This window comes from Mucilaginibacter sp. UYNi724 (genome assembly GCF_054057495.1).
In genome coordinates this window covers 161,163-181,684 of sequence record NZ_JBSRZI010000003.1, presented here as the reverse complement: position 1 = coordinate 181,684, position 20,522 = coordinate 161,163, and the positions used below count along the sequence as shown (strand labels likewise).

Sequence of the window (20,522 nt, the reverse complement as noted above, 5' to 3'; positions counted from 1 at the left end):
GTCGGTAAACGCCCCGATTGTGACGGCGAAATGGCATTTTTTTTTTGAGGCAACCTGTAACAGAGGCGGGAAGATGTGAATTGTGGCGTTTTATCGTTACGCCGATTTAATGACAATTGACGAAAGACTGCTTAATGCTATATTTTTATAGGAATACCTACAAATAGTAATTCCCGCCATCGGTCTTCACCTTGCCGGCATCAAGCAGCAGGCGGATGGTTTCGATGCGTTCTTTTTCGGTACCAAGTTTTATGGAGGTGATCAATTCATCTATGGCGTAGGCATCTGTACTTAGCAGCTGTACTATCTCGTTGGTGATATCATCAAAGATCTCGTCGGCATTTTTTTGGCGGCGTTCTTCCAGGCAAACATCGCATACGCCGCATTTGGGGGCATTGGTTTCGTCGAAATAGCCAAGCAGCATTTGGCTGCGGCAGCGTTTATGCTCGGCATAAGCAAATACGGCTATCATTTTTTGGCGATAGGTTTCTTTACGCTGATCAATAAAACCCTTATTAATATATAAGTTATTGGCATGCTGCCTTGGCTTAAGCCAGGTTATTTGCGGTTTATCGGTTTTGGGCAGGTAACTCAACAGATTAAAATCCTGTAGTTGCGTTAAGCCATCTATCACTTGTTGGGTATTCATACCCGTACGTTTGGCAACATCATACTCCTTCACCCGCACATAATTCTCGAACGACCCTCCGTATGACCGCAACAGCGTTTTAATGAACGGATCCCACCCAGGGTTTTGGATCTGGAAGTTATAAAGCTCTTCGTTGAGTACCTCAAACCTAAACCGCGACGGCAAAAACACGCTTTCGTTAAAAGCCACATATTCGTCCTGCTCTAAAAACTTGAGGGCGTTAATGGTTTTTATGGCATCTAACTGGAAACGGCTGCAAAACTCGCCCAGGTCAAGGTCAAAGCTTATACCTTCGCCGGCATCATAAGCTATCTGGCAATAATTCGCCAAAAAATGGTAGATCTGTTTTATCTCTTCCACAGATGGAAAGTTCTGCACGAAGCGCTTCTCCTGCCTAAGCCTGTCGGTTGGGTTGTATAATAGTATTCCGTATGCGCGTTTCTCATCCCGCCCTCCCCTGCCGGCTTCCTGGTAATAAGCTTCCAGGCTATCCGGCATATCTTTATGTATCACAAACCTAACGTCGGGTTTATCTATCCCCATCCCAAAGGCATTGGTAGCTACAATAATGCGGGTGCGGTTATCTTTCCAGGCCTCTTGCTTGGCAGAGCGCTCGTCGCTGGGCAAACCGGCGTGGTAATAATCTGCGCTGATGTTGTGCTGATTGTAATGTTTGGCAATGTCAAAAGTTTCCTTTCGGCTGCGCACATATACTATGCCGCTGCCGCTAATGCCGTGTGCAACATCCAATAGCTTGCGCAGTTTATCCTCGGTGGTTTGAACCACGTAGCGCAGGTTCTTACGCTCAAAGCTTTGCTGGTAAACAATGCCGTTCTTAAAAAGCAATTTTTCTTGTATATCATCGCGTACCTCGGCAGTTGCGGTTGCTGTTAGGGCAAGTACAGGCACATTGGGGTGCAACTCCCGCAGATCGGAAAGGTGCAGGTACGATGGGCGGAAATCATACCCCCATTGCGAAATACAGTGCGCCTCATCGACCGCGAACAGGTTTACCTTCATGTACTTGATCCGTTCGCGCACCAGATCAGATAATAAACGCTCGGGTGATAGGTATAAAAACTTCACAGGGCCGTAAACACAGTTATCCAAGGCGATATCCACTTCTCGCTTGCCCATGCCTGATACGATAGCTATTGCCTCGATGCCTTTGGCTTTCAGGTTTTCTACCTGGTCCTTCATCAGCGCGATAAGCGGCGATACTACAATACAGATCCCATCCATAGCCAGCGCCGGCACCTGGAAACATATCGATTTACCACCACCTGTAGGTAACAAGGCCAGCGTATCTGTACCCTGCAATACCGACGTAATGATCTCCTCCTGCAACGGCCGGAAGCTATCATGTCCCCAATATTGTTTTAGTATCTCGCGTGGCGTCATCTTTTGTATAAAAAAAGCCCGTCGTGTGGCGGGCTTAGGATAATGTGTATGCAGGTTAGTTTACTCACCCGGTCTTTGCTTCGCTCGATCACCTTCGCTGCGCGTAAAGAGGGATTTCTCTTATTATCCTCTTTGCGACGCAAAGAGGGTCGACCAGTGTAGCGTAGTCGGGGTGAGTTACCTCTGCGAGTACTCTTACCTGTTTTTAATATCAGTATAATCCTTATCAGTTTCGCCAACGTAGATCTGGCGCGGGCGACCGATAGGTTCTTTGTTGGCTTTCATTTCTTTCCACTGGGCAATCCATCCCGGCAGGCGGCCTAAGGCAAATAACACGGTGAACATTTCTGTAGGGAAACCAAGCGCGGTGTAAATGATACCCGAGTAAAAATCTACATTAGGGTAAAGTTTACGTTCAACAAAGTAAGGGTCGCTAAGGGCAACTTCTTCCAGTTTCTTGGCTATCTCCAAGGTTTCGTCGTTGATGCCTAATTTCTCCAGGATATCATCGCAAGCTTTTTTAATGATCTTGGCGCGTGGGTCAAAGTTCTTATACACACGGTGACCAAAACCCATCAGGCGGAAAGGATCGTTCTTGTCTTTAGCTTTAGCAACCCATTTATCTACGTCGCCGCCATCTTCTTTAATTTTCTGCAGCATCTCTACAACGGCCTGGTTAGCACCACCATGCAGCGGGCCCCAAAGTGCAGAGATCCCTGCGGATATAGAAGCATACAGGTTAGCATCTGATGAACCAACGATACGCACTGTAGATGTAGAGCAGTTTTGCTCGTGATCGGCATGTAGTATCAACAGTTTATTCATCGCGCTTACTACAACCGGGTCAATCTCGGTATCCTCGGTACGCTGGCCAAAGGTCATGTGCATAAAGTTTGTCACATAATCTAATTTGTTGCGCGGGTAAATAACCGGGTGCCCTAACGATTTTTTGTAGATCCACGAGACTATCGTGCTCATTTTAGCGATCAGCTTAATGATTTCTACGTTTATCTCCTCGGCAGATAAGCCTGGTTTTAACGATGCAGGATTAAATGCAGCTAACGCGCCAATTAATGATGATAACTGCCCCATTGGGTGCGAACCCGAAGGGAACCCATCAAAAAATTTCTTCATATCCTCGTGTACAAGGGTATGGTGGCTTATCTCAAACTCAAAAGCCTGTAACTGATCGGCAGTTGGCAGTTGGCCATATATTAACAAGTAGGCAACCTCTGTAAAGGTCGAATTCTCTGCCAGTTGCTCTATAGAATAACCCCGGTATTTTAAAATACCTACCTCGCCATCTAAAAATGTGATGGCGCTTTTGGTAGCACCGGTATTTTTATAACCAATATCTAAAGTAACATAACCGGTTTGGTCGCGCAGTTTAGAAATATCAATAGCTTTTTCGCCCTCGGTACCTTCTATCACCGGCAAATCGTAGGTTTTATCACCAATCTTTAATTGTGCAGTTTCAGACATAGAAAAAATATGTATTTGCAACAAATGTAAATAAATCTGCGTATTAATGCCCTGTAAGATATATTTACTCTTTGTAAAATTCTTATTAAGTAATTATGGGTAAATCCCCAATATTGTTTGGCTTAAATAAAATTTCCCCTACTGTATATGTCATTTAAAAACAGGGCACTGCTATTAGTTGAAAACGACATAACCATATACAGGCTTATTTTATTGGGCTTATTAATAGCCAGCCCATCGCTACATTACCTATGTTTCGAAAACTCTTACGACCCGCTTTGGCTGCGCGCTGTTAACTGCGCTTTTTGCTTGCTAACATTGGGTTTATCATACAGTAAAAATAAAGGCCTTTTTAAAGCCATGGTTTATGTTACCATGTGCTCATACCTGTTTGTAAACAATTTTGTACTGCTTAGTGTAAACGGATTTTCGCACGTTTATGTTTTTAGTTCTATCACCATATTTATCGCTTTATCGTTGTTCTGCAAGCAACGGCGCGAATTTGTAAGCATTAGCCTGGTAAACTTTATAGCAGTAGTTGCCGCTTATTACACAGCACCCGAGGTTGCCATATCTGTTACTATATTGATAGTATTACTCGGCATTTTCACCGTTATAGCTTACGTATCTTTTTTAGTGATGCTGGCTTATAAAATGCAGTTTAAAAAAGCGGTGGCCAATATAGTACAGCTTAACGAATCGCTTTTAACCAATACCGAGAAGCTGCGTAACAGCCAGCAGCAAATGCACGCTTTGATCAGCTCTATTAACGACACTATTTTTGAATTTGATGAGAACCGAATTTGTATAAATGTATGGTTTGGCCCCAACAGCCCCGATTATTTAACAGTTGATGCATTCTTAAATAAAACGATTATAGAAGCCATTGGCCCCGAGAGGGCTAAGCCTTTTGATGAAGTGTATGAAGATGTAATGCGCTATCAAAAAACCACCACGGTAGAGTTTCAATCGGTTTATGGCGAGCCGGGCTGGTTTGTTGCCAAGGCATCGCCGGTATTTGATGTTCATGGCAATTATACCAAACGCATCTCAGTGTCTGTAACGGATATTTCCGAACAAAAGAAACATGCCGATGCCCTTATAGAAAACAAGAACCTGTTGCTGCAGGCTCAGGATATTGCCAAAACCGGTAATTGGTGGTACGACGATGAAACCAAAGAGAACTACTGGTCTGAAAGCTTTTTTAAAATAATGGAGGTTGAAGAAGCCCCCGAGGGCCTAAGCCGTTTTGAATTTTACATGAGTTTGGTGCACCCGGATGATCAGGAATCTGCTGTTTACTATTTTACAAATATCAATTCGGTTACCGAAAACAGCCTGGAGCATAAGTTGATAACGCCACAAGGCAATCTTAAATTCCTTAGGATACTGCGCGGAGAAATATCGCAAAACCAAGACGGCAGCCTTAAACGTGTAGTAGGCATTATACAAGATATTACTGAATCTAAACTGACCGAAAAAGCTGTAAAAGTAAGCCAGGCCGAGTTATTAGAAGCCCAAACCATTGCCAAAATTGGTAACTGGAAATACAATTGCACTACCCACATGCTGCAATGGAGCGACGAGGTTAATTCAATTCATGAGGTTGAAGGATACAAGGGTTCGGCATCGCGCTTTGGCCGTTTGCTGCTAAACCACATCCACCCCGATGATAAATATATTGTAAAGCACCTGTTTAAAAGCAGCGAAAATAGCGGCTCATCTTATGAGTACCGTATTATTACTTCAAAGGGTAATGTTAAGCACATCAGTGTTATTACGGGTAAACTTATGTACCGCGAAGACGGCAGCGTGCGCAAAATCATTGGCACCTTGCAGGATATTACACAGCGTAAACAAGCCGAGATTGATTACCGGCGTACAGAAAATAAATACCGCCTGGTGCTGGAAACCATTAAACTGGCAGCAGTATCATTAAATGCCGATGGTAAAGTGAATTTTTGTAATAAATATCTGGCAAACTTGCTTGGCTACAGCCAAATGGAAATATTGGGTATGGATTGGATGGAGCACTTTGTGACCGATGAACATAAAGACATTCTTACCGGCTGGTTTAAAAACAACTCCATACGGGCGCATTACGTTAACCCTATTATATGCCGCGATGGCGAACTGCGTACCATAAGCTGGCAAAACACAGTTAGTTATGATGAGAATGGAAACGTTAAAGAAACTACCAGCATTGGCGAGGATATTACCGTACAGCAAAAGGTAAGGCAGGAACTGATCTCTGCCAAAGAACAGGCAGAGCGCTCGTCGCACTTTAAATCGGAGTTTCTGTCTATAATGAGTCACGAGATTCGTACGCCGATGAACGCGGTTATCGGTACAACTAATTTACTGTTAGAAGAAAACCCTAAGCCCGAGCAGTTAGAGTATTTGAACACATTAAAATTTAGCAGCGATAACCTGCTTGCGATCATAAATGATATTTTAGATTATAATAAGATAGAGGCCGGTAAGCTACAGCTGAGCAATATACCGTTCAACATCCATCAGCTCGCGCAAAACATAAAGCAGTCGTTCTATGCAAAAGCGGTTGAAAAAAACCTGGATATCGAGTTGATTGCCGACGAGAGCATTCCCGAATTTCTAATGGGCGACCAAACGCGCCTTGGCCAGATATTGATAAACCTGGTAAGCAACGCTGTTAAATTTACACACGAGGGAAAAGTGAGCATCCTGCTTGAAAAAGAGCAATTTAGTAATGATGGGGTAGTTATCAAATTTACGGTTAACGATACGGGCATTGGTATAGCTGCCGAAAATATGGCCATAGTGTTTGATCCGTTTATACAAGGGCCACAAACCATCACCCATAATTATGGTGGTACCGGCCTTGGGCTTGCCATCACCAAACGCCTTATCGAGCTCTACGAAAGCAGCATAAACGTGTTTAGTGATCTGGGTAAAGGCACCTGCTTTACATTCAGTATCCGATTTAAAACTGCCATGCCTGTTAACGAACCGGAACCTACTAGCGCTATTGAAAATATTGTATTGCCGCCAAACCTTAACGGTATGAATATTTTGGTGGTTGATGATAACAAGATGAACCTGATGATTGCCTCCAAGTTCTTAAAGAAGTGGCAGGCGACTGTTGACGAGGCTATTAACGGCCAGATAGCGGTTGACATGGTAAGCGCCAATAGCTACGATATGGTAATAATGGATTTGCAAATGCCTGTGATGGATGGTTTTGAAGCTACCAGGATTATCAAACAAAGTCAACCGGGTATCCCTATTATAGCCTTTACCGCCGATGCCATGCCCGAAACGCATAGCAAAGCTTACGAAGCAGGCATGTGCGATTACCTCACCAAACCCTTTGTACCCGATGTCCTGTTTGACACGGTATCAAAATACCGTAAGGTTGTAATACCCGTGGATAATTTAACCGGGTTTTGAGGGGTATTACGATGAAGGAATTTATGGATGCGGTATTGGCGTTGCATCCCTCTCAAATTAATTAGTTCTTATAGCCTCTACCGGGTCAAGCCTTGAGGCAAACCAGGCGGGAACGATACCCGATATCATACCGATGGCTACCGATATTCCAATACCGAATATGATATTGCCTGAGTCAAGCACGACCTCTATACCAGACGCTGCCTTTACGCCAAGCGTTCCCAGGTAAACCAGGAATAGGCCTATAAGCCCGCCCATAAGGCATAATGATATCGCTTCTATTAAAAATTGAAGTAATATAAAGTAGTTTTTTGCCCCTAATGATTTTTGGATCCCGATTATGTTGGTACGTTCTTTTACAGATACAAACATGATGTTGGCGATACCAAAACCACCTACCAGTATCGAGAAGCCACCAATGATAGCCCCTGCAATATTTACAATACCAAATAACTGGTCGAGCTGATTGGTAAGAATCGTTGATTTATTAAGTGAAAAATCATCCTCGCCGCCCGGGCGGATGCTGTGGATAGAACGCATTAATCCACGCACTTCGCTTTCCACCTCTACATCGCTCAGGTTATCCTGGCCGCGTACAACTATTTGCGGGTTATACTTTTCGTTCTCAATATCAATTACGTTTTTAGCGAAATTTAGCGGTAACAGGATCTCGTTATCGCTGGTAATGCCCAAAATATCTTTCCCCTCCTTCGCAAAAACACCGATAATAGTAACCTTGCGGCCCATAATTTTTATTTGTTTGCCAACACCAGTACCACCGGGGAAAAGCGCATCAGCAATATCAGCGCCAATAACGGTTACCGGCGCGCCCGTGCGCGATTCAATATCTGTAAAGTACCTGCCATCCTGAAAATCGAAGTTCCAGGTTTTATCATGGTCGTGAGATACGGCATCTATTTGCGCGCCATCAACAGTGTTGCTAAGGTATTTAACGGTACGGTTATCTATGCTTATTTCGTATGAAAGGGCTTTGGCTGTTTGGCTGCGGCGGCTTAGCTGGTCAAAATCGCGCAGTTTTGGTACCGGGCGTTGCATATACTTCCACCACGGGAAGTTGTCCTCGCCTACCCAGGGCCATTTTTGTACGTATATGCTGTTACTACCTAATTTATTTACGCTTTTTTGCAGATTGTTACGCAAGGTATCAACTGCTGAGAATACCGCGATGATGGTAAAAATACCGATGGTTACCCCCAATAACGACAGCATGGTACGCAGCTTATTTTGCCTAAGCGCGTCAAACGCGAATAGGAAACTTTCACGAATAAGTTTAAGTATGATCATATCGTTATTTTGATGTAACCAGGCGTGCCTGGTATTGATTTAACGTTGTTTTAAAACAGTATTTGTTAGACTGTGTTAAACCACTTAAGTTACAGTAATTTTCACTTTTACTATTAACAGTATAACCCTATCAAAAAAAGCGTGAAAAATAACAAAAATTCCGTACATTTGCGCCCTGAAAATTCATATATATAAGCATGAAATTATCTCAATTTAAATTCAATTTACCCGAATCATTAATTGCTCATTCCCCGTCAGATATACGTGACGAGTCCCGTTTAATGGTTTTACACCGCGATTCTGGTAAAATTGAGCATAAAATATTTAAGGATGTATTGGATTATTTTGATGACCAGGATGTAATGATCCTGAACAACACCAAAGTATTCCCGGCGCGTATGTATGGTAACAAAGAAAAAACCGGCGCTACCATCGAAGTATTTTTGCTTCGCGAATTAAATAAAGAATTACGCCTTTGGGATGTATTAGTTGACCCTGCCCGCAAAATACGTGTTGGTAACAAACTTTACTTTGGCGACGACGACCTGCTTATTGCAGAGGTTGTAGATAATACTACTTCACGTGGCCGTACCATCCGTTTCCTTTTTGACGGTACCGACGAGGAGTTTAGGCGCAATGTGGAGATCCTGGGCGAAACACCGCTTCCAAAATATATAAAACGCAAGGCAACTGCCGACGATAAAGAACGTTACCAAACCATATTTGCCAAGCATGAAGGCGCTGTTGCTGCCCCTACAGCAGGCTTACACTTTAGCCGCGAGCTAATGAAACGCCTTGAATTAAAAGGTGTTGAATTTGCTGAGGTTACACTTCACGTTGGTTTAGGCACCTTCCGCCCGGTTGAGGTTGAAGACCTGACCAAACACAAAATGGATTCTGAGCAATTCATCATTGAAGACAAACAAGCAAGAATAGTTAACCGCGGTATCGAAAGAAAAAACCGCATTTGCGCGGTAGGTACAACATCTATGCGCGCGGTTGAATCGGCCGTATCTGCAGGTAAGATCTTAAAACCTGCTAATGACTGGACCAGCAAGTTCATTTTCCCGCCGTACGAATTTAGTATCGCCAACTGCATGATCACGAATTTCCACACACCGGAATCTACCTTATTGATGATGGTTGCAGCATTTGGTGGTTACGATCACGTGATGAACGCCTACGAAGTAGCGGTAAAAGAAAAATACCGTTTCTACAGCTACGGCGACGCGATGCTGATCATATAATTCGGCTGTCGGATTTATCATACAAAAAGTCATTCCCAACCGGAATGACTTTTTTTTGCTTATCAAACTGTAAATTAGCGGCACATGCAGTCCTCAAATCCGAAATCCGAAATCTCAAATCCGAAACCCACATACGCAGTCATCGTAGCCGGTGGCTCAGGTAGCAGGATGCAATCGGTATTGCCTAAGCAGTTTATTGAACTTTGCGGCGAGCCGGTACTAATGCATACTATCAGGGCTTTTAAGGATAGTAATTCATCGCCTCAAATTATTTTGGCGCTACATACCACCTATCATGAGCTATGGTCAAAGTTGTGCAGCAAACACTCTTTCTCTATCCCTCACACCATCATTGCCGGTGGCGAAACACGTTTCCATTCGGTAAAAAACGCAATAGACACAATGGAGGATGAGAATGCACTTATTGCAGTACATGACGCCGTAAGGCCCCTTGTAAGCACTGCAATTATAGACAAAGCCTACCAATGTGCTTTAAGCCAAGGAACCGCCGTAACAGCTGTTAAAAGCCGCGATTCGATAAGGCAGGTAAACAATGGCGTATCTACAAGTATAAATCGTGATAACATATACCTGGTGCAAACGCCTCAAACCTTCCAATCTGAAATATTAAAAAAAGCGTACGAGCAGCCCTATACAAATAATTTTACTGATGATGCATCGGTAGTAGAACAAAGCGGCGTTGCTATAACGCTTATTGAAGGCAGCTTCAGTAATATCAAGATTACCTTCCCTGAGGACATTACCATCGCCGAGGCACTAATAAACAAAAAAAGCCACCAGCGTTAAGCTGATGGCTATGTATTTAATACATATATCAGGCTCTTCTTATTACGCCTAATATTAAAGCGATGATCGCTATTACTAATAAAATGTGGATTAAACCGCCTGCATGGTTTACAAAGAATCCGAAGATCCATCCTATTACCAAAATAACCGCGATAATGTACAATAAGCTTCTCATAGTGTTGTGTGTTTAGTTAATGTTTATTTATAGATATAAATATTAAACCAACGTTATTATAAAAAGTTTTGGCATAAAAAAAACCCGGCTTAAACCGGGTTTAATACTATTTGAAAGCTTTACTAAGCCCTTCTTATAACACCTAAAATTACGGCTATAATAGCTATAACTAATAATACGTGTATAATATTACCACCAAACGGTGATATAAATGCTCCGAAGATCCAGGCTATAACAAGGATAACAGCGATAAGGTACAATAAGCTTCTCATGGTAAAATGTTTTATGTTTAAGTAAATGTATTTAAATTTACCTATACCAAAATCATTCCAAAAAGTAGTCAAAATAAAAAAAGCCCTGTAAACAGGGCTTTAAATATTTAACCGTAGCATATTTAATACTCGTCTTCGTTAAAAAAGAAATCGTCTTTAGTAGGGTAATCCGGCCATATTTCCTCTATGTTTTCATACGGTTCACCATCATCTTCCAGTGCCTGCAGGTTCTCAATAACCTCTACCGGCGCTCCGGAACGTATGGCGTAATCAATTAATTCGTCTTTTGTGGCAGGCCATGGCGCATCTTCAAGGTGCGATGCTAATTCAAGTGTCCAATACATGTTTTTATGTTAAAGTGGTAAATTTTGCTTTTTCGCAAAAGTATAATATTTTTAAATTGATTTTTATTATTTTTTTGTAATTTTTTTAAACACGGGGTATCCATTGATTTTCAGGCACTTTATCGGCATGCCCAACCATCCTGGCTAAAGTGAACAGGTAATCGCTCAATCTGTTCAGATAAATGTTCACTTGTTCGTCAACCTTGCTTTCTTCGGCCAAATGCACGGTCAGTCTTTCGGCCCGGCGGCAAACACAGCGCGCTATGTGGCAGTAAGATATGGTATTATTACCACCCGGCAAAATAAAATGGCGCAGCTGGGGCAAGGTTTCGTTCATGCGGTCCATTTCTTTTTCCAGCAGTTCAATATCTTGGGGGTAAAGGTCGGGTATTACCATTTTAGATTTTTCGGGATCGGCCGCCAGCGACGAGCCAATAGTGAACAACCTGTCCTGTATTTGTTTCAGGATGTCCTTATCATAGTCGGTAATTTGCTGGTCGCGTATCAGGCCGATGTATGAGTTCAGTTCATCTACCGTTCCATAGCTCTCTATCCGCAGGTGGTGCTTGGGCACACGGGTACCGCCAATTAATGATGTATAGCCCTTATCTCCTGTTTTGGTGTATATCTTCATAAGTACAATAGCAATTTTACACTTTTAGCGGCGTTTTAACATATTGTGCTAAACTTGTACAGTATTATATTGTTCAAATATATTATTTAGAAACTATGAAACCCATAATATCATCTGCCAGGGCAGGGCTTATTTGTTTAATTACAGTTGCATTACTAAGCTTTAAATGCAGCAGCGGCACAGCATCAAAAACTGTTGCCATAGCGCCAAAACCCAAGGCAGATTTTGCCACCTTTTTAACCGAGCAGCAATTTAACGCCCTATTCCCCGAGCGAGATAAATTTTATACCTACAAAGCCTTTATACAAGCCGTTAACGAGTTGGCGCAAATAAAGGTGCAGGTTACGCGCAGGGCCGTCTCCGTATATCAATTTATCCGTACCGATAAAAGCACCGGCAAGGCCATAACTGTGCGCCAGGATGGCGACTGGAACGAGGCTTGGGCCAAAGTAAAACCGGATAGCACCTATACTGTAGATTACGGAAATTTTTGTTCTGAAAAAGATGCCGCAGGTAAAAAACGCGAACTGGCAGCCTTTTTCGCGCAGATTGCTCATGAAACGCGCCACGGCCGTAATGAAAGTTACACCGACGGCCTGATGCTGATCCACGAAGATAATACCAACGCCACCTACGTTAGCGACAGCGACGAGTACCCTCCCGTTAAAGGGCAGAAATATTATGGCCGCGGGCCAATGCAGATAAGCTACAACGGTAACTACGGCTATGCTTCAGATTGTATTTTTGGCGACAGGCACGTTTTGCTTAATAACCCGGCGCTAATAGAAACCGACCCGGTTGTTGCTTTTAAAACCGCAATCTATTTTTGGATGACACCCGAAACTCACAAACCATCGGCACACGATGTAATGATAGGCAAATGGCAGCCAAGCGCTACCGACAAAGCCAAAGGCCGCGCTCCGGGCTTCGGGATGACGATACTGATCGTAAACGGCGAACTGGAATGCAACAAAGGCGAAGACAACTACAGCATGAAAGACCGCATTGGCTTTTACCAGTTCTTCCTAAAGAAACTGGGCGTTACCGACGATAACTGCGCTTGTAGCTGTGGCAAGATGCAGCCATATAAGTATTAAGATAAATTACTTAACTTAATGGTTTAACCATAATGATGAAAAAGGCACTGCTCGTTGCAATTATTACTTTAAAATTTGTAATTGTATTTGCGCAAACCGAGGCTGAAAAATTCAAGAATAAAAATTTAGCCGATAGTTTTCTATCGTCCAAAGAATTAAAAAGTAAGCTTATCCGCTATGATTATTCAAAACTTTTTATCACAACAGATAACTCTTTTGTATATGGTTTTATTGGTGATAAATTTCAACGCATCAGAATAAAGATCATTTCTTTGGTCAAAAACTCATCGTTGCCTAATACTTACAATGTTTACGGCAAATCAATGGTTAAAAACAATATTAATGAATTTCGTGGTACGATTAAAATAACTAATATCCGTAAGTACAAAAAAACTTCGTTTGGAGTAGATGATGAACTTAAAGATAAAGGCATTAAAGGCGAATATTTATTGATAGGCTCTTATAATTTAACCGAAGGCACAAAGCAAGAACACGCCGGCGTATTTAAAGGCGCTTTTACATCCGGGTTTTATCTTGATAAAAACAACTCCGTTTATTACGATGATATCAAGAAAAATGCCGACGGGTATTTAAATAACCAGTATGTAGGCCAATGGGTAAGCCACAACAACAAAATAATTAAACGGTGTAATTGGGGCGACTACCGCATCCCAAATTCAAAAGGTTTTGATATTGGGGCAGGCGAATTTTCTCCGGATGATAAATACCTGCCGGCGGGTTGGCAAACTTTACGGGACGCCTACACATCATCAGCAAATAAAACAAAAGCACTGCAAACTGAGAAGGCAAAATGGTGGGAGTAACTGAGTCAGTTTAAAAAAGGGAAATAAAGTTAAAGTTCATTTCCCTTTTTGTTCTCTCCAATTAGGCTCTTTATCAAACATTACCTAATCATCAGATTTGCCTACTAACACCCAACTGTAAATAGCACCTGTTTTGGTAATACCAAAATAATCGAAAGTGCCGCTTGCGCGGTCGCCAAATTCGTCAAGCTTATCGTCGCCTGTTATGCCCTTATGTTTGTTGGCTTGTTCTACAAAGCTTGTTCTTAGCTTGGCAAAATCGCTTACATCGCCATTGTTAGCTTCAATAGTGTAAGCAATTGCCCATACTGCATCGTAGGCGGCTAATGCAAAGGCATCGGCATCTAACTTGGTTTTATCTTTTATACGTTTTGCTACTGGCGCATACTGCGGCTCAAAAGCGGCAGGTAACCCCAGCGATGGAGAGAAAAAGCCTGTAGCAATAGCAAAATCTGCTACAACTGCATCATCTGTAAATTTGGTGTTTAATACAGAACCATCACCGCCATACCATTTTACAGCAGCTAAAGTTGGCTCGGCAGCAGCGGATTTCATCAGCAGGGCACCATCATCAAATGATGCCAGGTAAACTGCAACTTTACCGGCACCGTAGGTTGCGTTATAGCTGGCAACTTTGGTTTTAATACTGGCTACTACAGCGGTAAAATCGGTAGTGTTAACGGGGTATGGTGTAACCGGGTTTACAACACCGCCTTTAGAAACAAATGCATTACCTACAGATGCTTGCAAGCCTTTGTTGCCGGCATCGTCAAGCGCTACAGTAACTAAAGCCGTTTGGCCTTTTTTATAAATGGTATTGGCCATTGCAGCGCCTTCTATCTTATCTGACGGGCAAAAGCGGAATATATTATCGCCGGCAATAGCAAGGCTGCCTGCAGTACTGCTTTGGCTTACAACAATGATGTTTGACTGATCTGCTAATGGTTTCAAGGCTGCAAGTTCGGCGCTGCTTTGCGGGCCAACTATAAAGTGAATGCCGTTGTTTTTCGCATTAGTAAAATATGACACGGCCAGGCCTGCCGTTTGTTTGGTATCTACAATATTTACTCCAATACTGTAATTATATCCTTTTGAAGCAAAGTAGTCGTTAACATCCTCTGCTGCAACCTGCATGGCTGCACTGGATGTTATACCCAGGCTACTGCCACTGCCTGTTATAGATAATAACCCCTGGATGGTTATGCCGTTGGTTATTGTAACTTCCTTAGCCTTTTTGCACGACTGAAATATCAGCGCAACAGCTAAAAGCGCAACAAGCGGGAATAATAATTTCTTCATATTAATTGATAAATGTTAGTAACGCAAAATACATTTAATTTAGGATTTTTTTTATTTGCCGCTCGTTGATAATGAATTTATTATCAAACTGTAACATCTGTTATTATCTTTAGTCTCATTTTTTTATGGTAACTGATGGATAAATTTTTATTTGACACAACCGGGCTACATCTAACCGAAACCAATAATTTTGAAGCGACCAGCCAGGCATTAAAGGAAAAGTTCAGGATAGAGGTACCGGGTTTTATTGATTTTCAGCTGGAGCAGTTCGAGGTTTTGAACCACCATAAGGAGGTAAATATCCGCGACACCTTTGCTATCAAAAACGCCTGCGGCGATAGCTACTTGTTGTTTGTGGACATGGATACCGAGCATACCCCCGCAAAAGGGCGTAAAACCATCATCACCGAATACCAACCCTGGGGCCTCGCCTATTTAAAGCGCGACTTTGGCCGGGTTTTCATCCGTACCGAAACCATTATTGATAAGATCCGCGAGATCATATTCCCAATTGAGCTCGATTTTAAGGAAGACAAACTGTTCAGCGACCGCTACTACGTATTAACCGATGATAAGCGAAAAGCCGAATTTGCTATGACACAAGAGTTTCGTGATGCCATGATGGCTATTAAAGAAACCGATTTTGTGATTGAGATCTACGAGCATACCCTCATCATCGGCAACCGCAAACCTATTACGCCGGCGCACACCCTTTACCTTGCCGATTTTGTGGCAAGGCTGGCAGAGTTGAAGTGTTGATATTGATCAGGAAATTATCTTGCTTTGTTTTAACTCGAATGCCACTATAGCCTCGTTTAATATTTTTGTATGTTGTTGGGCAAGGCCATTAGTTGTATCAGAAAGAATTTCAACAATTAAATAATATTCCTCCAGCTTTTTGATTTGTTGCTTTTTTAAAATTTTTTGCAAAGTACCATTCAATTCTGAGGAGATTTCAAAGAAACCAGGAAGATTGGCAGCTTTTAATTCAATATCCAATGCATGTAAAGATTCCTGTGGATGATTAGCTAATTGAATAACAATATCCGTAAATCCTGCTTTTAAGCCTTTCAAAGCTATAGCTTGACTTTTCGACTCCCACTTATTAAGCACGCTAATTGGAGAAAGCTCTTCAAGATTTAAACCCGAAGGGAGTCCTTGCGATTGCATTAAATTCAACTGATACTGCCACAGTACTTCATAAACCTTTTTATATATTTCGTAATTTGTCTTATCGATTTTTAAAGGCATTTGAGAGATATCAAACTATTATTTTTCTAAGTTGATGCCTTCTTTTTCGGCTGTCTCTGGTACGCGTCTGCTTACGGTTTGGATGTTCTCGTTCATGTAATCATTCTCTACCAAACCATCGCGCATGCGCACAATACGGTGGGCGTGCATGGCAATATCCTCCTCGTGTGTTACCAGTATAATGGTATTGCCTTTAGCGTGGATATCCTCGAGCAGGCCCATAATTTCAATGGATGTTTTGGTATCCAGATTACCTGTAGGCTCATCTGCAAGGATGATGGAGGGGTCGTTTATAAGGGCGCGGGCTACGGCCACACGCTGGCGCTGCCCGCCAGATAATTCGTTAGGACGGTGATCTGTACGGTTACCAAGGCCTACATTTTCAAGAGCCTGGCGTGCACGTTCGTTACGTTTTTCTTTGCTGATGCCTGCATAAACCAATGGCAGGGCAACATTATCTAAAGCGCTGTTACGTGGTAAAAGGTTAAACGTCTGGAAAACGAACCCGATCTCGGTGTTACGAACCTCAGCCAGGTCATTATCCGTCATGTGGCTCACGTTGATGCCGTTAAGGATGTATTCGCCTTTGGTTGGGGTATCTAAACAGCCCAAAATATTCATCAGGGTTGATTTGCCAGAACCCGAAGGGCCCATCAGCGCTACAAATTCACCTTTGTTAATATTTAAGGTTACCGACTTTATAGCGTGGATGATCTCCGCACCAATAACGTATTTACGGCCGATATCTTTAATAATAATAAGAGGCTCTTCCTTTTTTGTAGCTATTGCCATGTTCCGTTTTTTGTTACTTTGACAGCAGAGTGGTATAAAATGTTACACGCTTAGAAAAAAGAATCAAGAGTTAAGAACCAAGAACCAGGATGAAGATAAATTGTGCCTTTTCTTAATTCTTGACTCTAATATCTTGGCTGCCCCTTTACTTTATCACTTTCTCTACCAAAAAGTGGCTTTGGTCGTGGTCGGGTGCGTTTTGTAACGCTTCCCGGGTGGTAATTTGTTGTTTAACAATGTCCTCGCGCAGTATGTTTGGCCCGGCGGTCATATAAACTAAAGGCTCAACACCGGTAGTATCTACCTCGTTCAGTTTATCCATAAACCCCAATATCTTGTTCATGTCTTTGATCATGCCCTGCTTTTCGCTGTCGGCCAGTTTAAGGCGTGCCAGGTGGGCTATTTTATCAACCGTTTGTTCGTCTATGGTCATGCTCGTTTATTTTATTGCTAATAATGGCGTGCACCTGGTCGCGCAGCGCATCGGCATCATCAATCGTTAAGTGCGCCGTTTCTATCGGCTTATGTACAAATATATCACATACCCCCGGCTTGCTGCCAAATTTCTTGCCATCATCCCAAAAAATCTTCCAGGTGTTTAGCGATGATACCGGGATAATAGGCACCTTAAGCTCTATAGCCATACGAAAAGGACCATTTTTGAAACCATGCAGTTGGGGCGGGTAATTATCAGGGATGGTAGCCTCGGGGAAAATAATTACGGTGATACCATTCTCCAGCCTGCCCATAGCCAGTTTAAACGCCCTGAAGGATGCTATTTTACTTTCGCGGTTCACCGGGATATCTACCGTACGGAAGAAAAGGCGCGTAACAATGCCGTCCACCAGTTCCTCTTTCCCCATAAAACAGCAGTTACTTTTTACCAGCAGGCTAAGGGCGGTAATATCCAGATTGCTGGTATGGTTGGGGCAAACAATATACGTTTTGCTCCAGTCTATAGGTTCTTCAAACTTGTAATTATACCTTATGCCAACACAAAACGAACTTATAAGCCCCCAGATACGGCGTAAACGGTTCAGGTGCTTATACCTTTGCGGCTTACGCGAAAAGTAGTACATTAAAGGCCATAACAGAAAATAAAAAAGCCCCACACTGCCCTGGTAAAGGTATAGGTGTACTTTCTTCAATATCATTTTCATCGCCCCCAAAAATAGAAAAAATACTTACTTTCGCCCCCTATATGGAAACTGTTGTTAGCGGCATCCGGTCAACCGGGAATTTGCACCTGGGTAATTACTACGGGGCGGTACAAAATTTTGTTAAAATGCAGCACGAATACAAGTGCTATTTTTTTATAGCCGACCTGCATTCGTTAACTACGCACCCTACACCCGCCAACCTGCATGGCAATGTAAAGCAGGTTTTGATAGAGTATTTGGCGGCGGGCATCGACCCTGAAAAAGCGACCATTTACGTACAAAGTGACGTGCCCGAGGTTACAGAGCTATATTTGTACCTAAACATGAACGCCTATATGGGCGAACTGGAACGCGCAACTTCTTTTAAAGATAAAGTACGCGACAATCCCGATAACGTAAACGCAGGCCTTTTAACCTATCCGGTTTTAATGGCTGCAGATATATTGATCCACAAAGCAACAAAAGTACCTGTAGGTAAAGACCAGGAGCAGCACCTTGAAATGTCGCGCACATTTGGCAACCGCTTTAACAGGCTCTACAATAACGATTACTTCCCCGAGCCATACGCTTTTAGCATGGGCGAGAGCCTGGTAAAAATACCGGGACTTGACGGCAAAGGTAAAATGGGGAAAAGTGAAGGCGAAGGCAATGCCATTTTCCTGAGTGATACGCCGGAAGCCATCCGCAAAAAAGTAATGCGCGCCGTTACCGATAGCGGCCCAACCGAAGATAATCAACCCAAACCACAAGAGATTCAAAACTTGTTCGACCTGATGAAGGTGGTATCTACACCCGATACTATTGAACATTTCGATAACCTGTATAATACTTGCGCCATCCGTTACGGCGACCTGAAGAAACAGCTTGCCGAGGATATGATCATCGCGACTACGCCTATCCGCGAACGAATTGCCAATATAGCTAACGATGCGCCAATGTTAAGGCAGGTTGCACGGTACGGTGCTGCCAAGGCTCGAGAAAGCGCCGCGAAAACCATCAAAGAGGTAAGAGAAATTATCGGTTTCAGGAATTTTTAGATAGTTCATAGTTGATGGTTCATGGTTCATAACGTATATTAGCGATGTAGCTAATGATGTTCGCGCGATGATTACTGACCATGAACTATTATCTATTGACCATGAACAAATAATCGCAATAAAATAAAGATGCACATAGCTATTGTAGGAAATATAGGCGCCGGTAAAACTACACTTACCGAAATGTTAGCGAAAAATTACGGCTGGGAACCCCTTTACGAGGCGGTTGATAACAACCCCTACCTGGAAGATTTTTATAACGAAATGAAACGCTGGAGTTTTAACCTGCAGATCTATTTCTTGAATAGCCGTTACCGCCAGATAGTGGATATCCAAAAAGGTGGCCGCGATATTATCCAGGACCGTACTATATACGAGGATGCCTACATTTTTGCAGAGAACCTGCACGATATGGGCCTGATGACCACCCGCGATTACGAGAACTACCAAAGCATGTTTGATAACATCACGGAGTTTATTAAACCACCGGACTTGCTGGTGTATCTTAAAGCATCTGTACCTACCCTGGTAAATAACATCCAACGCCGCGGCCGCGAATACGAGATTGGCATCCGAATAGATTACCTGTCCAAACTGAACGAGAAATACGACAAATGGATAAACGGCTACAAACTGGGCAAACTGCTTGTGCTTGATAAAGACAACCTCGACTTTGCCAACAATACCGAAGATATGGCATCTATTGTAGAGAAGATAGAGCGGGAAGTGAATGGGTTGTTTTAGGAGAACCAGGTAGACTTAATCAATATATGAAACTATAAGTCAATCCCTTCTATAAGGTTAAGCATTTCTATAATTTGCTTACGAATAACGTCTTTAAAGGTGCCTTGAGCTATTGCTTCCCATGGTTCATAAGAAGTCTCCCAGTTTTTTGTATACGGCGGTTCAGGGGATCTTTTAACCGCCCACCATGGCTCATTTGTTATTACCCCAGTTTTAGTTTGAATTAACGACAACAAATCAATTGGGATATACACTTTTGCAGGATCTTCAATCGCTGCAATTCCATATTTGTAAACACGTCCAAAATCACCTAATTGAAAAGGAAATTTGATAATAGGCCCACTCATCTTCCGAAAGAATTAAGTAATTCGGCTAAAAAACGACTGTGCAATCTAACTTCGGATGATTCTAATTCTAGTATCTTAAAAATGTTAAAATTATCCCCACTTTCTTTTGCTTTCAGTTCATAAAAATCATCGATTTTTTTAACTTCTCTCAATAGGGGTATTAGCTGGGTTGAGTCCATTTGGAAAGATAATAATTTACGGTTAATTTTTATGAGAAATTGGCAAT

Annotated in this window: 21 protein-coding genes; 8 read left to right on the top strand and 13 right to left on the bottom strand. The window is 42.5% G+C overall.

Annotated elements, in window-relative coordinates; genetic code table 11:
* Positions 1-157: 157 nt before the first annotated feature.
* Together ACVW0P_RS06120 and ACVW0P_RS06115 are read right to left on the bottom strand one after the other, a co-directional pair.
* Positions 158-2,050 carry a RecQ family ATP-dependent DNA helicase gene (locus ACVW0P_RS06120; protein WP_457131292.1) on the bottom strand — a complete coding sequence of 631 codons (1,893 nt, stop codon included), beginning with the start codon at positions 2,048-2,050 and terminating at the stop codon, positions 158-160.
* Between the two features lie 195 nt (positions 2,051-2,245).
* Positions 2,246-3,532 (bottom strand): citrate synthase, encoded by a 1,287-nt coding sequence (locus tag ACVW0P_RS06115; RefSeq protein WP_354429586.1) that lies wholly within the window; start codon positions 3,530-3,532, stop codon positions 2,246-2,248.
* Between the two features lie 147 nt (positions 3,533-3,679).
* Between ACVW0P_RS06115 and ACVW0P_RS06110 the strand changes: the two genes are divergently transcribed.
* Positions 3,680-6,961, top strand: a complete 3,282-nt coding sequence (locus tag ACVW0P_RS06110; RefSeq protein WP_457131291.1) for a PAS domain S-box protein — start codon at positions 3,680-3,682, stop codon at positions 6,959-6,961.
* 57 nt (positions 6,962-7,018) lie between these two features.
* On the opposite strand, the gene ACVW0P_RS06105 is transcribed toward ACVW0P_RS06110, so the two are convergent.
* The gene (locus ACVW0P_RS06105; RefSeq protein WP_354429582.1) at positions 7,019-8,266 is read right to left on the bottom strand and encodes an ABC transporter permease; all 1,248 of its coding nucleotides are present in this window, start codon (positions 8,264-8,266) and stop codon (positions 7,019-7,021) included.
* 197 nt (positions 8,267-8,463) lie between these two features.
* On the opposite strand from ACVW0P_RS06105, the gene queA reads away from it, so the two are divergent.
* On the top strand, positions 8,464-9,513 hold the full coding sequence (gene queA, locus ACVW0P_RS06100) for a tRNA preQ1(34) S-adenosylmethionine ribosyltransferase-isomerase QueA (protein ID WP_354429580.1): 1,050 nt from the start codon (positions 8,464-8,466) through the stop codon (positions 9,511-9,513).
* A gap of 84 nt (positions 9,514-9,597) precedes the next feature.
* Entirely contained in the window at positions 9,598-10,320 is a 723-nt protein-coding gene (locus tag ACVW0P_RS06095) for a 2-C-methyl-D-erythritol 4-phosphate cytidylyltransferase (RefSeq protein ID WP_457131290.1), read from the top strand.
* Positions 10,321-10,348: 28 nt separating this feature from the next.
* Here ACVW0P_RS06095 and ACVW0P_RS06090 read toward each other — a convergent pair whose 3' ends face one another.
* From ACVW0P_RS06090 to ACVW0P_RS06075, 4 genes are all read right to left on the bottom strand, one after another.
* On the bottom strand, positions 10,349-10,495 hold the full coding sequence (locus tag ACVW0P_RS06090) for a lmo0937 family membrane protein (protein ID WP_354429576.1): 147 nt from the start codon (positions 10,493-10,495) through the stop codon (positions 10,349-10,351).
* 122 nt (positions 10,496-10,617) lie between these two features.
* A complete protein-coding gene (locus ACVW0P_RS06085; protein WP_322227803.1) occupies positions 10,618-10,767 on the bottom strand; it encodes a lmo0937 family membrane protein in 150 nt (49 codons plus the stop codon).
* A gap of 122 nt (positions 10,768-10,889) precedes the next feature.
* Positions 10,890-11,111 carry a DUF2795 domain-containing protein gene (locus ACVW0P_RS06080; RefSeq protein WP_002996718.1) on the bottom strand — a complete coding sequence of 74 codons (222 nt, stop codon included), beginning with the start codon at positions 11,109-11,111 and terminating at the stop codon, positions 10,890-10,892.
* Positions 11,112-11,196: 85 nt separating this feature from the next.
* Entirely contained in the window at positions 11,197-11,745 is a 549-nt protein-coding gene (locus ACVW0P_RS06075) for a cob(I)yrinic acid a,c-diamide adenosyltransferase (RefSeq protein WP_457131289.1), read from the bottom strand.
* Between the two features lie 95 nt (positions 11,746-11,840).
* Here ACVW0P_RS06075 and ACVW0P_RS06070 point away from each other — a divergent pair, with 95 nt between their 5' ends.
* Both ACVW0P_RS06070 and ACVW0P_RS06065 read left to right on the top strand, forming a co-directional pair.
* The gene (locus ACVW0P_RS06070; RefSeq protein ID WP_457131288.1) at positions 11,841-12,842 is read left to right on the top strand and encodes a chitinase; all 1,002 of its coding nucleotides are present in this window, start codon (positions 11,841-11,843) and stop codon (positions 12,840-12,842) included.
* 32 nt (positions 12,843-12,874) lie between these two features.
* On the top strand, positions 12,875-13,666 hold the full coding sequence (locus tag ACVW0P_RS06065; protein WP_457131287.1) for a hypothetical protein: 792 nt from the start codon (positions 12,875-12,877) through the stop codon (positions 13,664-13,666).
* Between the two features lie 84 nt (positions 13,667-13,750).
* On the opposite strand, the gene ACVW0P_RS06060 is transcribed toward ACVW0P_RS06065, so the two are convergent.
* The gene (locus ACVW0P_RS06060; protein ID WP_457131286.1) at positions 13,751-14,965 is read right to left on the bottom strand and encodes an ABC transporter substrate-binding protein; all 1,215 of its coding nucleotides are present in this window, start codon (positions 14,963-14,965) and stop codon (positions 13,751-13,753) included.
* Between the two features lie 135 nt (positions 14,966-15,100).
* Between ACVW0P_RS06060 and ACVW0P_RS06055 the strand changes: the two genes are divergently transcribed.
* Positions 15,101-15,724 (top strand): hypothetical protein, encoded by a 624-nt coding sequence (locus tag ACVW0P_RS06055; RefSeq protein WP_457131285.1) that lies wholly within the window; start codon positions 15,101-15,103, stop codon positions 15,722-15,724.
* 6 nt (positions 15,725-15,730) lie between these two features.
* On the opposite strand, the gene ACVW0P_RS06050 is transcribed toward ACVW0P_RS06055, so the two are convergent.
* From ACVW0P_RS06050 to ACVW0P_RS06035, 4 genes are all read right to left on the bottom strand, one after another.
* Positions 15,731-16,216 carry a hypothetical protein gene (locus tag ACVW0P_RS06050; RefSeq protein WP_457131284.1) on the bottom strand — a complete coding sequence of 162 codons (486 nt, stop codon included), beginning with the start codon at positions 16,214-16,216 and terminating at the stop codon, positions 15,731-15,733.
* An 18-nt stretch (positions 16,217-16,234) separates the two neighbouring features.
* Positions 16,235-17,008, bottom strand: a complete 774-nt coding sequence (locus ACVW0P_RS06045; RefSeq protein WP_354429564.1) for an ABC transporter ATP-binding protein — start codon at positions 17,006-17,008, stop codon at positions 16,235-16,237.
* A 145-nt stretch (positions 17,009-17,153) separates the two neighbouring features.
* On the bottom strand, positions 17,154-17,441 hold the full coding sequence (gene gatC, locus ACVW0P_RS06040) for an Asp-tRNA(Asn)/Glu-tRNA(Gln) amidotransferase subunit GatC (protein ID WP_457131283.1): 288 nt from the start codon (positions 17,439-17,441) through the stop codon (positions 17,154-17,156).
* Positions 17,416-18,168 (bottom strand): lysophospholipid acyltransferase family protein, encoded by a 753-nt coding sequence (locus ACVW0P_RS06035; protein ID WP_457131282.1) that lies wholly within the window; start codon positions 18,166-18,168, stop codon positions 17,416-17,418. The genes gatC and ACVW0P_RS06035 overlap by 26 nt, the downstream gene beginning before the upstream one ends.
* Before the next feature lie 41 nt (positions 18,169-18,209).
* Here ACVW0P_RS06035 and trpS point away from each other — a divergent pair, with 41 nt between their 5' ends.
* Together trpS and ACVW0P_RS06025 are read left to right on the top strand one after the other, a co-directional pair.
* The gene (gene trpS / locus ACVW0P_RS06030) at positions 18,210-19,205 is read left to right on the top strand and encodes a tryptophan--tRNA ligase (RefSeq protein WP_457131281.1); all 996 of its coding nucleotides are present in this window, start codon (positions 18,210-18,212) and stop codon (positions 19,203-19,205) included.
* Positions 19,206-19,334: 129 nt separating this feature from the next.
* A complete protein-coding gene (locus tag ACVW0P_RS06025; protein WP_354429557.1) occupies positions 19,335-19,949 on the top strand; it encodes a deoxynucleoside kinase in 615 nt (204 codons plus the stop codon).
* Positions 19,950-19,981: 32 nt separating this feature from the next.
* Here the strand turns inward: ACVW0P_RS06025 and ACVW0P_RS06020 are convergent, their stop codons facing one another.
* Positions 19,982-20,296 carry a hypothetical protein gene (locus ACVW0P_RS06020; RefSeq protein WP_457131280.1) on the bottom strand — a complete coding sequence of 105 codons (315 nt, stop codon included), beginning with the start codon at positions 20,294-20,296 and terminating at the stop codon, positions 19,982-19,984.
* Positions 20,297-20,522 lie beyond the last annotated feature (226 nt).

Coding starts and splice junctions, on each gene's coding strand:
- gatC (WP_457131283.1), bottom strand. CDS start 17,441: ATGACCATAGACGAACAAACGGTTGATAAAATAGCCCACCTGGCACGC.
- ACVW0P_RS06095 (WP_457131290.1), top strand. CDS start 9,598: ATGCAGTCCTCAAATCCGAAATCCGAAATCTCAAATCCGAAACCCACA.
- ACVW0P_RS06090 (WP_354429576.1), bottom strand. CDS start 10,495: ATGAGAAGCTTATTGTACATTATCGCGGTTATTTTGGTAATAGGATGG.
- ACVW0P_RS06045 (WP_354429564.1), bottom strand. CDS start 17,008: ATGGCAATAGCTACAAAAAAGGAAGAGCCTCTTATTATTATTAAAGAT.
- ACVW0P_RS06105 (WP_354429582.1), bottom strand. CDS start 8,266: ATGATCATACTTAAACTTATTCGTGAAAGTTTCCTATTCGCGTTTGAC.
- ACVW0P_RS06025 (WP_354429557.1), top strand. CDS start 19,335: ATGCACATAGCTATTGTAGGAAATATAGGCGCCGGTAAAACTACACTT.
- ACVW0P_RS06055 (WP_457131285.1), top strand. CDS start 15,101: ATGGATAAATTTTTATTTGACACAACCGGGCTACATCTAACCGAAACC.
- ACVW0P_RS06075 (WP_457131289.1), bottom strand. CDS start 11,745: ATGAAGATATACACCAAAACAGGAGATAAGGGCTATACATCATTAATT.
- ACVW0P_RS06020 (WP_457131280.1), bottom strand. CDS start 20,296: ATGAGTGGGCCTATTATCAAATTTCCTTTTCAATTAGGTGATTTTGGA.
- ACVW0P_RS06060 (WP_457131286.1), bottom strand. CDS start 14,965: ATGAAGAAATTATTATTCCCGCTTGTTGCGCTTTTAGCTGTTGCGCTG.
- ACVW0P_RS06065 (WP_457131287.1), top strand. CDS start 12,875: ATGATGAAAAAGGCACTGCTCGTTGCAATTATTACTTTAAAATTTGTA.
- ACVW0P_RS06120 (WP_457131292.1), bottom strand. CDS start 2,050: ATGACGCCACGCGAGATACTAAAACAATATTGGGGACATGATAGCTTC.
- ACVW0P_RS06110 (WP_457131291.1), top strand. CDS start 3,680: ATGTCATTTAAAAACAGGGCACTGCTATTAGTTGAAAACGACATAACC.
- ACVW0P_RS06085 (WP_322227803.1), bottom strand. CDS start 10,767: ATGAGAAGCTTATTGTACCTTATCGCTGTTATCCTTGTTATAGCCTGG.
- queA (WP_354429580.1), top strand. CDS start 8,464: ATGAAATTATCTCAATTTAAATTCAATTTACCCGAATCATTAATTGCT.
- trpS (WP_457131281.1), top strand. CDS start 18,210: ATGGAAACTGTTGTTAGCGGCATCCGGTCAACCGGGAATTTGCACCTG.
- ACVW0P_RS06080 (WP_002996718.1), bottom strand. CDS start 11,111: ATGTATTGGACACTTGAATTAGCATCGCACCTTGAAGATGCGCCATGG.
- ACVW0P_RS06070 (WP_457131288.1), top strand. CDS start 11,841: ATGAAACCCATAATATCATCTGCCAGGGCAGGGCTTATTTGTTTAATT.
- ACVW0P_RS06050 (WP_457131284.1), bottom strand. CDS start 16,216: ATGCCTTTAAAAATCGATAAGACAAATTACGAAATATATAAAAAGGTT.
- ACVW0P_RS06035 (WP_457131282.1), bottom strand. CDS start 18,168: ATGAAAATGATATTGAAGAAAGTACACCTATACCTTTACCAGGGCAGT.
- ACVW0P_RS06115 (WP_354429586.1), bottom strand. CDS start 3,532: ATGTCTGAAACTGCACAATTAAAGATTGGTGATAAAACCTACGATTTG.